General features: G+C 42.4%; 5 protein-coding genes. All 5 read right to left on the bottom strand.

Features of this window, described 5'->3' with window-relative positions:
- Complete coding sequence (locus tag FB2170_RS16655; protein ID WP_013307779.1) at nucleotides 1-942, bottom strand: NAD(P)H-dependent flavin oxidoreductase; 942 nt, start codon at nucleotides 940-942, stop codon at nucleotides 1-3.
- A gap of 31 nt (nucleotides 943-973) precedes the next feature.
- On the bottom strand, nucleotides 974-2,164 hold the full coding sequence (gene mnmA / locus FB2170_RS16660) for a tRNA 2-thiouridine(34) synthase MnmA (RefSeq protein ID WP_013307780.1): 1,191 nt from the start codon (nucleotides 2,162-2,164) through the stop codon (nucleotides 974-976).
- A 236-nt stretch (nucleotides 2,165-2,400) separates the two neighbouring features.
- Entirely contained in the window at nucleotides 2,401-9,708 is a 7,308-nt protein-coding gene (locus tag FB2170_RS16665) for a T9SS type A sorting domain-containing protein (protein ID WP_013307781.1), read from the bottom strand.
- A gap of 345 nt (nucleotides 9,709-10,053) precedes the next feature.
- Nucleotides 10,054-11,913: a membrane protein insertase YidC gene (gene yidC / locus FB2170_RS16670; RefSeq protein WP_013307782.1), complete on the bottom strand. Its 1,860-nt coding sequence runs from the start codon at nucleotides 11,911-11,913 to the stop codon at nucleotides 10,054-10,056.
- 75 nt (nucleotides 11,914-11,988) lie between these two features.
- Nucleotides 11,989-13,626: a CTP synthase gene (locus FB2170_RS16675; RefSeq protein WP_013307783.1), complete on the bottom strand. Its 1,638-nt coding sequence runs from the start codon at nucleotides 13,624-13,626 to the stop codon at nucleotides 11,989-11,991.
- Nucleotides 13,627-13,628: the final 2 nt, after the last annotated feature.

Below are 13,628 nucleotides of genomic sequence, written 5' to 3' on the forward strand. Positions count from 1 at the left end.
CTATAACAGGGTTACTTTTTGCTTTGCTTTGTTAAATTCCTGAACCATTTCATCAACGATTTGGGCTGCAGGTTTTACCTCATGAATCAAAGCTGAAACTTGGCCAATTTCCAGTTCTCCTTCTTCCATATCACCTTCGAACATACCCCGTTTGGCACGACCCCTACCAAGAATTTTCTTTAGGCCTTCTATTGGGGTTCCTTGTTCATAAGCATTTTGGACATCGTTGTAAAACTTGTTTTTAATAAGCCGTACTGGGGCCAATTCTTTTAGTGTTAATTGTGTATCACCTTCATTTGCCTCAACAACTTTTTGCTTAAAAAGGTCATGTGAAGATGCTTCATTACTTGCTACAAATCTGCTTCCCACCTGTACGGCATCTGCTCCTAAGACCATGGTTGCCAACATAGATTGTCCCGATGCAATACCGCCTGCGGCAATAAGTGGAATACTGATTTTGTCTTTAACCGCAGGAATTAAAACCAAAGTAGTTGTTTCATCCCTACCGTTATGTCCGCCTGCTTCAAAACCCTCGGCAACAATAGCATCAACACCAGCTTGTTCAGCTTTCAATGCAAACTTTACACTACTTACCACATGGACCACTGTAATTCCGTTTTCCTTTAAGTGATTGGTCCAAGTCTTTGGATTACCAGCGGAAGTAAACACAATTTTCACCCCTTCTCTAATAATAATATCTATGATTTCCTCAAGATCTGGATATAACATTGGCACATTGACCCCAAAGGGTTTGTTCGTTGCCTTTTGACACTTTTGAATATGCTCCCTCAAAACTTCGGGATACATTGAGCCGGCACCAATTAAACCCAATCCTCCAGCATTTGAAACAGCTGAAGCCAAACGCCATCCACTCGCCCAAATCATCCCAGCTTGTATAATTGGATATTCAATTCCGAAAAGTTCGGTTATTCTATTTTTCATATCATATGTCTGTTCGTACTAACAGTGATTTTTAAGAAATAACCCCAGAACCAATCAATTCATCGTCTAAATACCAAGCAACAAATTGACCCTCAGTTATTGCGGATTGCTTTTCTTCAAAATCAACGTACAGCCCGCTGTCAATCTTGTATATAGTGGCCTTCTGTAAAGCTTGACGATATCGTATCCTAGCCATTACTTCCATAGATTCATCTACCTTCAAAGCTAAATCAGATCTAACCCAATGTAGTTCTGCATTAGTAACAAACAAAGTTCTACGGTACAATCCCGGATGTGACTTGCCCTGCCCTGTGTATATTACATTCTCATCAACATCGGTATCTATAACAAACAGAGGCTCTTTTGTACCCCCAACATCTAAGCCTTTTCGTTGACCTTTGGTAAAATAATGTGCTCCCTGGTGTTCACCAACTATTTTTCCATCAGTGATAACATACTTAGGCTTTTGCGAATAAAATGATAATTCCTCTTCCTTGTTTGAAAAACTCGGTACTTGATGCTGGTATTCTTCAATCGTCGATGGCACTTCTACGATTACTCCTTTTTTAGGTTTTAGTTTTTGCTGAAGAAATTCAGGTAATCGCACTTTACCAATAAAGCAAAGTCCTTGCGAATCTTTCTTATCCGCAGTTATCAATGCATTGTCAGCAGCAATCTGCCTTACTTCTGGTTTGGTCAAATTACCGATTGGAAAAAGTGTTTTCGACAATTGCTCTTGTGAAAGCTGACATAAGAAATAAGATTGATCCTTATTATCATCTTTACCCGAAAGAAGTTGAAAGGTTTCTTCTCCTTTATCATTTACCAATGTTCCCTTACGACAATAATGACCTGTCGCAACATAATCTGCTCCTAGTTGCAATGCTATTTTTAAAAACACATCAAACTTGATTTCCCGATTACAAAGTACATCGGGATTTGGTGTTCTTCCTCTTTCATATTCATTGAACATATAATCAACTATACGCTCTTTGTACTCAACACTCAAATCAACAGTTTGGAAGGGAATCCCCAATTTTTCAGCAACAATCAAAGCATCATTACTATCCTCTAACCATGGGCATTCCTCCGAAATGGTCACAGAATCATCGTGCCAATTCTTCATGAACAGTCCAATCACCTCATACCCTTGTTCTTTTAAAAGATACGCGGCAACACTGGAATCTACTCCACCTGAAAGTCCTATTACTACTTTTTTCATTCCTACAATTCAAATACAAATTTACAAAATAAGACGTTGGTCGTAAGGGTATTAATTATCATACATCAAAATAGATATGGTTAACATACAAAATTTGGTGCTTGACAACTTTTAATTTAAAAAACTCCTAAATAGTTCCATATTTGACATCCCAAATCTTACCAAACTAAACCAATTTAATGCTAAAAGCCCCGACGTAAATGTCAGGGCTTTTTGGTTTAAGGTTAATAAATATTCTATTTTCTCGATAAGACTTTTCGAATTATTTCTTCTCTTGAAGTATTAATAATAACGATATACATATCAGGTGCTAGACTACTTACTCTAAAATTCAAGTGGTTTGTACCTTTTACAACATACTTGCTGTTATCTCTTAACACCATTCGACCATCCATATCAAACATTTTTATTTTTAATTTGGAATCGTAATTGATATCAACCTGTAGATTTAACTCATCTTTGAACGTCATTGGATAAGCTTTAACTGCCGTCTCAGCAACTTTAATCGCAGCGGAATTGGCACAGGTTTCAGCATGTAAAATGATATGGAATCCATTTGTTGAACTACTCACATCTATTGGATCAAATTGTAGGTTTGTTACGTTGTCCAAACCTTCCTTCTTATAAGGAAACTGACCGCTGGAAACTGTTGGCTGTCCGTTTTTCAAAGGATAAGGTGTATCACCAATGTACAATTGGGCTTCAGTCATTACATAACCCGCAAGCATTTCGACTGAAACGGTCACTTCTCCTCCAGAATAGTCAACTGTCACCTCGCCTGTCTTAGTCCCTTTAGTTAAATCACACTGTCCGGCAGCGGAATAAAGATCTAATGTGTATTCACCTTCTGCTTCTAGATAGTTTGTCCAACCCCAACGATTATTATTAGGGCCTCCCAAGTCATCGGTGATAAAACAAGTATTGCTTGCATCATATCTTGCATATGCTGTCTCACAACCACTTGTGGGGCCTCCATCACAATCCAAACCTTCATCTATCTCACCATCGCCATCATTATCTATGCCATCACATTCTTCGATGTCTTCGCAATCAGGAATGGTATCACCATCTGAATCTTTTGTATTATCACAGTCATCACAATGGTCAGGAATACCATCACTATCAGTATCGATATTGTCATCTCCACCTTCACATATATCAAGGCAGTTTTTCACGCCATCGTTGTCATCATCCCTATCGTCATCACAATCATCACAATGGTCAGGAATACCGTCACCATCAGTATCGATATTGTCATCTCCACCTTCACAGATATCAACGCAGTTCTTAACGCCATCGTTGTCATCATCGCCATCGTCATCACAATCATCACAATGGTCAGGAGTACCGTCACCATCAGTATCGATATTGTCATCTCCGCCTTCACAGATATCAACGCAGTTCTTTACGCCATCGTTGTCATCATCGCCATCGTCATCACAATCATCACAATGGTCAGGAGTACCGTCACCATCGGTATCGAGGTTATCATCCCCACCTTCACAGATATCATCACAGTTTTTCACGCCGTCGTTGTCATCATCTCCATCATCATCACAATCATCACAATGGTCAGGAGTACCGTCACCATCGGTATCGAGGTTATCATCCCCACCTTCACAGATATCAAAACAATCAGCTATACCATCATTGTCCGAATCGAAGCCTTCATCTATTTCACCATCACCATCATTATCAATACCATCACATTCTTCTTGATCTACGCAATCGGCGATTCCATCACCATCAGAGTCATCAAAACCTTCATCAACTTCACCGTCACCATCATTGTCAAGGCCATCGCATTCTTCTTGATCTACGCAATCGGCTATTCCATCTCCATCAGTATCTTCAAAGCCTTCATCAATCTCGCCATCACCATCATTGTCAACACCATCACAAGTTTCTTGATCAACACAGTCAGCAACGCCATCACCATCAGTATCGGTGAAACCTTCATCTATTATGTCGTCTCCATCATTGTCCACGCCATCACACTCTTCAACGTCTTCACAATCTGGAATACCATCGCCATCTGCATCATATCTATTGTCACAAGGATCAACGCAATCAGCAATACCATCATTGTCAACATCATCAAACCCTTCATCAACATCACCGTCACCGTCATTGTCAATGCCGTCACATATTTCTATGCCGTTGCAATCAAGACCTTCATCAATCTCACCATCACCATCATTGTCAATGCCATCGCATTCCTCGATATCATAACAATCTGCAGTTCCGTCATTATCTGAATCAAAACCTTCATCAACCAAATCGTCCCCGTCATTATCAACTCCATCACATTCTTCTTGATCTTCACAATCTGGAATACCATCGCCGTCAGCATCAAAACCTTCATCAATTTCCCCGTCACCATCATTGTCAATACCGTCGCAGATTTCTGTGTCAAAGTCGCAACCCGTTGCATCTTGGCAATCCAACTCAAAATTGAAATCAATTTTGTACTTCTGTGGATCTGCCTGGGTACCCATCCATCCCCAACCTGAAATACCATCGGCTGTTGAATCTGTGCCGTGTAATACACCACCTGGGCCAATAATCACACCTAAATGTGGTGTTGCCAAATCATTGGGGTCTGGTCTTTGTATTACATTAAACACCCCTTCCTCTAGGCAATCACCACCTGTTACGGTAATGGTACTGGATTCCCCATCAATAACATAATATTCAAGTGCAGATGGGTCTGGATTTGTACAACCCATTTCCTTGTACATACCTCCTTGGGCCTGCCAGCCGTCCCAATCGGTTTTTCCTATCAGCTTAATATAAAGTTCGGCAGTACAACTTCCTTGAACGGAAGTTCCTTGTACCAAGGCCGTACCATCATTGAATTCCGTAAAACTCAAATTATTAGTTTCATTTGAACCAAAGAAATTTGAACCTCCTGGTACCGCACTATGTCCTATCCAATAGAAATTATATTTAGTACCATCTTCACAATAACTAGCATCTACCGCCGTACACTCCTGAACAATAATGTCCTCAGCAACCCCAATGGTAATTATTGCAATATCATCTGGACATACCTCCATTCCCTCTACCGTGTATTCTACGATATATTCGCCAGGTGTTAGACCTGTTGTATCAAACGTAGTTCCACTTACACCTGCACCACTAAAACTACCTCCTGGTGCATTAGCTAGATCTAAAAGATTAACAATGGTACCCTCACAAACCATACTTGTATTATCTGCACCAGCATTAGGTTCTTCATTAAAGGTAATATCGACCATATCGGAAGCCTCTACACAAGGTCCGTCCCCATCAGGGTCCGTAGTCGTCCAGGTAAGGGTAACCATCGTCCCAAGCTCCGTAGCATCAGGCGTATAGGTCGTAGTTGCGGAAGTAGCATCACCGAACGTGCCAGCGCCTCCGCTCCACATGCCCGCTCCACTTGCCGTGGCTGCTATGTCGACCGAACCATCGCCACAGACCGTCTGATCTGCTCCTGCATCCGCCGTGGATTCTTCATTAAAGGTAATATCGACCATATCGGAAGCCTCTACACAAGGTCCGTCCCCATCAGGGTCCGTAGTCGTCCAGGTAAGGGTAACCATCGTCCCAAGCTCCGTAGCATCAGGCGTATAGGTCGTAGTTGCGGAAGTAGCATCACCGAACGTGCCAGCGCCTCCGCTCCACATGCCCGCTCCACTTGCCGTGGCTGCTATGTCGACCGAACCATCGCCACAGACCGTCTGATCTGCTCCTGCATCCGCCGTGGATTCTTCATTAAAGGTAATATCGACCATATCGGAAGCCTCTACACAAGGTCCGTCCCCATCAGGGTCCGTAGTCGTCCAGGTAAGGGTAACCATCGTCCCAAGCTCCGTAGCATCAGGCGTATAGGTCGTAGTTGCGGAAGTAGCATCACCGAACGTGCCAGCGCCTCCGCTCCACATGCCCGCTCCACTTGCCGTGGCTGCTATGTCGACCGAACCATCGCCACAGACCGTCTGATCTGCTCCTGCATCCGCCGTGGATTCTTCATTAAAGGTAATATCGACCATATCGGAAGCCTCTACACAAGGTCCGTCCCCATCAGGGTCCGTAGTCGTCCAGGTAAGGGTAACCATCGTCCCAAGCTCCGTAGCATCAGGCGTATAGGTCGTAGTTGCGGAAGTAGCATCACCGAACGTGCCAGCGCCTCCGCTCCACATGCCCGCTCCACTTGCCGTGGCTGCTATGTCGACCGAACCATCGCCACAGACCGTCTGATCTGCTCCTGCATCCGCCGTGGATTCTTCATTAAAGGTAATATCGACCATATCGGAAGCCTCTACACAAGGTCCGTCCCCATCAGGGTCCGTAGTCGTCCAGGTAAGGGTAACCATCGTCCCAAGCTCCGTAGCATCAGGCGTATAGGTCGTAGTTGCGGAAGTAGCATCACCGAACGTGCCAGCGCCTCCGCTCCACATGCCCGCTCCACTTGCCGTGGCTGCTATGTCGACCGAACCATCGCCACAGACCGTCTGATCTGCTCCTGCATCCGCCGTGGATTCTTCATTAAAGGTAATATCGACCATATCGGAAGCCTCTACACAAGGTCCGTCCCCATCAGGGTCCGTAGTCGTCCAGGTAAGGGTAACCATCGTCCCAAGCTCCGTAGCATCAGGCGTATAGGTCGTAGTTGCGGAAGTAGCATCACCGAACGTGCCAGCGCCTCCGCTCCACATGCCCGCTCCACTTGCCGTGGCTGCTATGTCGACCGAACCATCGCCACAGACCGTCTGATCTGCTCCTGCATCCGCCGTGGATTCTTCATTAAAGGTAATATCGACCATATCGGAAGCCTCTACACAAGGTCCGTCCCCATCAGGGTCCGTAGTCGTCCAGGTAAGGGTAACCATCGTCCCAAGCTCCGTAGCATCAGGCGTATAGGTCGTAGTTGCGGAAGTAGCATCACCGAACGTGCCAGCGCCTCCGCTCCACATGCCCGCTCCACTTGCCGTGGCTGCTATGTCGACCGAACCATCGCCACAGACCGTCTGATCTGCTCCTGCATCCGCCGTGGATTCTTCATTAAAGGTAATATCGACCATATCGGAAGCCTCTACACAAGGTCCGTCCCCATCAGGGTCCGTAGTCGTCCAGGTAAGGGTAACCATCGTCCCAAGCTCCGTAGCATCAGGCGTATAGGTCGTAGTTGCGGAAGTAGCATCACCGAACGTGCCAGCGCCTCCGCTCCACATGCCCGCTCCACTTGCCGTGGCTGCTATGTCGACCGAACCATCGCCACAGACCGTCTGATCTGCTCCTGCATCCGCCGTGGATTCTTCATTAAAGGTAATATCGACCATATCGGAAGCCTCTACACAAGGTCCGTCCCCATCAGGGTCCGTAGTCGTCCAGGTAAGGGTAACCATCGTCCCAAGCTCCGTAGCATCAGGCGTATAGGTCGTAGTTGCGGAAGTAGCATCACCGAACGTGCCAGCGCCTCCGCTCCACATGCCCGCTCCACTTGCCGTGGCTGCTATGTCGACCGAACCATCGCCACAGACCGTCTGATCTGCTCCTGCATCCGCCGTGGATTCTTCATTAAAGGTAATATCGACCATATCGGAAGCCTCTACACAAGGTCCGTCCCCATCAGGGTCCGTAGTCGTCCAGGTAAGGGTAACCATCGTCCCAAGCTCCGTAGCATCAGGCGTATAGGTCGTAGTTGCGGAAGTAGCATCACCGAACGTGCCAGCGCCTCCGCTCCACATGCCCGCTCCACTTGCCGTGGCTGCTATGTCGACCGAACCATCGCCACAGACCGTCTGATCTGCTCCTGCATCCGCCGTGGATTCAGGGTTAACTGTAAGCGTAACCGTTTCACTGGTTGTTGAACAATCAAGGCTTTCGGTTATCACCACCTCATACGTTTTTCCATTAAGTCCCGTTCCGTCGCTAATGGATAAGGTAGCTGTTTGGGTGCCACTATAAACTCCAGTATCCGTAAGATCCACTCCATTCTCTTTCCATTGATATGTAAGGGAAGTTCCCGAAGCAATCACTGAAAACTGCACTGGGGATCCTTCACATACAGATGCATCAGATGGCTGTGTATCAATAACGGGTGGGACACATTGATCTTCTTCATTAACAAATGTAACTACCCAATCCTCTCCATTCGCAACAGTAATAGTAGCTGTCCTGGCACCAATATCTGTACTCGAGATATCCGCCGTGGTTGTATCTTCAGCACCATTTTCAACTGGCGTGATACTTGCAAGTGTCCATCCAGATATAGAATTTTCCGTGATAATATATTCGCCTTCTATTAATCCGAAAAATGTTTCTTGGTTTGAAAGAGTTCCATCCGCATCATCATCCAGAGTAAAAGGGGATGTAATATTAGCCCCCGTTGGACCAGTTATAGTGAAGCCAAAATCCTGAGCACTGTCAGGGCTAGCATCTTTTACAATGATAAGTTGACCTTGTGAAACAATTGCGTTAGGATTGATATTTATATTTGATTGTTGATTTTCTTGCTCTGGATTAAGAGTATTGCTTAAATCCGGGTCTAAAAAGACAACAAATTGTGGCGATGCCCCAGGAAAATCAGCTGCACCATTTTCGAAACCGTAATCTATCTGACTTGCCAAGTGTCCTCCCCAAGCAATACCAACATTAAGATTTTCACCTGGAATTCCATCATTATCTGAAGGCGTAAATGTAATTTGTAACTTTCGATCTTCTTGATTTGCATTTTCAGGATCAGTTATATAAGAGCTGAACGTCACTGAAGTAGGATCAATATTATAAAGTGTGAAATCTCCTGCTGGGTGTGGGACCGTGGCTGGATTAGGTGCTCCATCCCCATTGTCATTTGGTATTGGTACAGTTGTAACATATGTTCCTGTAAAACCAGTCCCTAAGTCGGAACCTGGTCCAAATGGAGAATCTGCTGGCTCAGTAGCATTGAATGAAGTAAGATAATCGAAAAAGAGTTTTTCAGGGCTTGTAGTTCCTCCTGCATAGGCCCAGTCCAATTCGACTGTATAGGATACTCCTTCTTGCAATTGAGGTGCGGGGTTTCCAGATTGAATAGTCCAAACAAATGGAATAACCTCACCTTCGGCGTATACAGAATTTGCTTGTTGAATGGTAGTATTTGCATCCCATGAATCTAGTGTAGGACCTGGTTGATTTCTCCAAGCCCAAATATCTCTACCACCATCTGTAAAATAAGCATAAGCAACATTTCCAGAAGATTGACCAGTGGCCGTTAAAGTAAAACTAGAACCATAATCATGGGCCTCAAAATCGTAGATAGCTACATTTGAAAAACCACCAAAAGCATCAGCCGTAATATTGGTAACCACATCTGGATGATAAACGGGCTCTTCATGAACATTAAGTATAATCGCCTCGTTTGGTGCCCAACCGGAACCAGAAGCATAGGCAGTCTGTCCAGGTATGTAATCCAATTTATCCGTAGTTACAGTTTGGGCGAATAAACCCAATGCTGTAAACAGAAAAATAGATAATGAAATAATTGATTTCTTAAAAGAAAAGAGAGTAGAGTTCCCCATGGTATAGTGTTTATTGGTTAATGTCTATACCATAGCACAAAGCTGTTTATCCAAAGGATTAAGTAAGTGTGGGGCCTAATTAATCAACAATGAACAAAAATTGTAGTTCTAAAAACTAAATTTAGAATGAATATAAAGGGGGATTTTAAAAGTAAAATTCTAATTCATAAGCACTAAAAAGTTTAAAGTATAACAATCTTCGTTTAAATTGTTGAAAGTGAAGTTCACACTATTTTAACATAAATTTTGCATTTTTCTCATCTTATCGATGAAATGCACGAAATCTCCCATAAAATGAAAAAAGCCCCCAAGACTGGAGGCTTTTTTATTTTTATTTTCAACAACTTATCTTTTTCCTGTTTTCTTCTGTTCTTCGGCCTGCTCCATCATTTGGCGCATTTTCTTTTGGAACTTATTCTCCTTTTTAGGTTTTTGTTTATTCTCCTGAATTTGGGCATGTATCTTATCATCGTCCAATATAAATCGTTTGATGACCAGCATGATTCCAATTGTAATTAGGTTAGAAACAAAGTAGTACAAACTTAAACCACTCGCATAGTTGTTAAAGAAAAACAACATCATGAATGGCATTAGGTACATAATGAATTTCATGTTAGGCATTCCAGGTTGTTGTGGCATGTTCTGACCAGTGGTCATCATCATATAAAAGAAGATAGCGACAGAAGCCAAAATCGGGAACAAACTTATATGGTCACCATAAAAAGGAATTGAAAAACCTTCAGGGAATTGATAAATTGTATCAAAAGAGGATAAATCATCTGCCCATAAAAAAGCCTTTTGTCGTAAAGCAAATGATGTTGGGAAGAACATGAACAGGGCATAGAATATAGGCATTTGCAAAAATGCCGGCACACAACCACTCATAGGACTCACGCCAGCTTTATTATAAAGCTTCATGGTTTCCTGTTGCTTTTTCATGGCATTGTCCTTATATTTTTCACCCAATTCAGAAATTTCAGGCTTCAACACCTTCATTTTTGCTTGTGATAAATATGACTTATATGTTACTGGAGACATCGCCAATCGAACCAGTATGGTCATAATAACAATGGCAATACCGTAAGGGAAATATGTACTAAGCAATGAATAAAAAGGTGTGAAAATATATCGGTTTATCCATCCAAAAATACCCCAACCAAAAGGTATTGAATCGGCCAAACCTAATTCATCATAATCACTCAATACATCAACATCAGTTGGCCCATAATACCAATGCATATTTTGGGAAAGCTCTCCACCGTTCAATTCCAATTCAATTTTGGAATCATACGATTTAGTAAAACCAGCGGTTCTACTTTCTTCCTCAACATGGTTTACTGAAGATAAATCCGCTTTCTTGAAATTTTCTTTAGTCGCTAGTATTGAACTGAAAAAATGCTGTCTATACGACAACCATTTAATATCTTCCTCGGTCTCTTCATCATCACTGCCCTCAGAGAGCTTACTTATTTTTCCGTCTTCATGATTATAGGTCAATCGCGTATACCTATTCTCGTATTGAATACTTTTTGACTGACGAATTCCCTTTAACTTCCATTCTAAATGAATAGGGTTACCACTATTAATAACGCCATTCAATCCTTGGGAACGAATAGTGAAATCAACCAAATAATCATTTGGTTTCATTTCATACCTGTATTCCAAATATTTATCTGGTGCAACTTTAGCTTTCATTGAAAGCACTTGATTGTTGTCATTGTTACTCATTGATGGCTCAAAGAATAAATCTTTAGTGTTCAAAACGCGATTATCGGAAGTGGAAAAATTCAATCCAAAAGAAGCATTGCCATCTTTCACTAAATATACCGGTACTGAATCGTAGGTCACGAAATTTCGCATTGTGGCCTCAACAATCTGCCCTCCTTTGTTGCTTATTTTCAAAGTAACCAATTCATTCTCCAAAGTGGTGACAGCTTCAGAAGGTGCTGTATAACCAAAAGCCCCAATAGTACTTTTGTAATTGGCAATCGCAGTTGAATCCTGGAAGTTTATTGTCTCGGGCTCGGCAATCTTCACTTCTTGAACCTCATCCTGCTTTGCTGCAGCCTCTACCTGTTCTTGCTCCGCTTTTTTAGCCTCTATCTCCTCAGCTGTTGGCTTATTTTGGTAAAACATAAAAATGAGGATACCAAATATGAGCACAAAGCCTATGATAGAATTAATATCGAATTTCTTTTCTTCCATTTAAAAATGATTTTAACCCACTCGCCTATCGGGAAGGTTTTAAACAGTCAGCAAATATATGTCCAAATGTGCAGACTATGCCATACTGGCATTAGAATGTTCTTTTTTGTGCCTTAATGCCGCTTTTACCAAACCAACAAATAAAGGGTGAGGGTTTGCCACTGTACTCTTATATTCAGGATGGTATTGCACACCTATGAACCATGGATGGTCAGGCAATTCAACAATTTCGACCAATCCGGTTTCTTTGTTTATACCTGAAGCCTTTAGTCCGGCTTTTTCCAATTGTTCTTTATAATCATTATTGAACTCATAACGATGACGATGCCTTTCCGATATATCTTTTGTGCCGTTATAAACTTCTTGTACCAATGTAGCATCATTCAAATGGCAATCCCAAGCACCTAAACGCATTGTACCACCCTTATTGGTAATGGTCTTTTGTTCTTCCATTAGACTTATTACCGGATCCGTAGTGCTGCCATCCATCTCTGTAGAGTTGGCTTTGGTAAGTCCTAAAATATTCCTTGCATACTCTATCACTGCCATTTGCATTCCCAAACATATGCCCAAAAACGGGATTTTGTTTTCACGAGCATGACGAACAGCTTCAATTTTGCCTTCAATACCTCTTTCTCCAAATCCTGGAGCTACCAAAACTCCGTCAAGCCCATGCAAGTTCTTCTCGATGTTCTTTTTCGAAATATGCTCAGAATGGATAAACCTTACATTTACACGTACTTCATTTGTAGCACCTGCGTGTATAAACGATTCTAATATTGATTTATAAGAGTCCTGCAATTCAACATATTTTCCTACCAACCCTATAGTAACTTCATGTTTTGGGTTCTTATGCTTACGCAAAAATTCATCCCATTGCTTTAAATCTGGGATAGTATTGTCAGGAAGCTCCAATTTTTGAAGTGTAACTGTGTCTAACCCTTCTTCTTGCATAAGAATTGGAACATCATATATGGTTGAGGCATCTATAGATTGAATAACTGCCTCTCTCTTAACGTTGCAAAATAAGGCAAGTTTGTTTTTTATTTCGTCGGAAATCTCATGTTCCGTTCTACAAACAAGAATATCAGCCTTTATACCACTTTCCATCAAAGTTTTGACAGAATGCTGCGTGGGTTTTGTCTTGAGTTCACCTGCCGCAGATAAATAAGGTACTAGTGTCAAATGAATAACGATACCATTATTATCACCCAGTTCCCATAATAATTGACGAACCGCTTCTATATATGGCAAGGATTCAATATCACCAACAGTACCACCTATCTCAGTAATGACTATATCATATTCACCACTTTTACCCAGAATCTGAACACGTTCTTTAATTTCATTGGTAATATGTGGAACCACTTGAACGGTTTTACCCAAAAACTCACCTCGGCGTTCTTTTTCAATTACGCTTTGATAAATTCTACCCGTTGTCACATTGTTTGCCTGAGAAGTTTTAACATTTAAAAAACGTTCGTAATGACCCAAATCCAAATCGGTCTCGGCGCCATCATCAGTAACATAACATTCCCCATGCTCATAAGGATTCAAGGTTCCTGGGTCAACATTTATGTACGGGTCTAATTTTTGTATGGTCGTTTTGTAACCTCTAGCCTGAAGTAATTTGGCCAAAGATGCGGCAATAATCCCTTTTCCAAGGGAAGAAGTAACCCCACCGGTTACAAAAATGTATTTAGTCTGTGACATGA

The sequence above is a fragment of the Maribacter sp. HTCC2170 genome (assembly GCF_000153165.2).
GTDB lineage: Bacteria > Bacteroidota > Bacteroidia > Flavobacteriales > Flavobacteriaceae > Maribacter_A.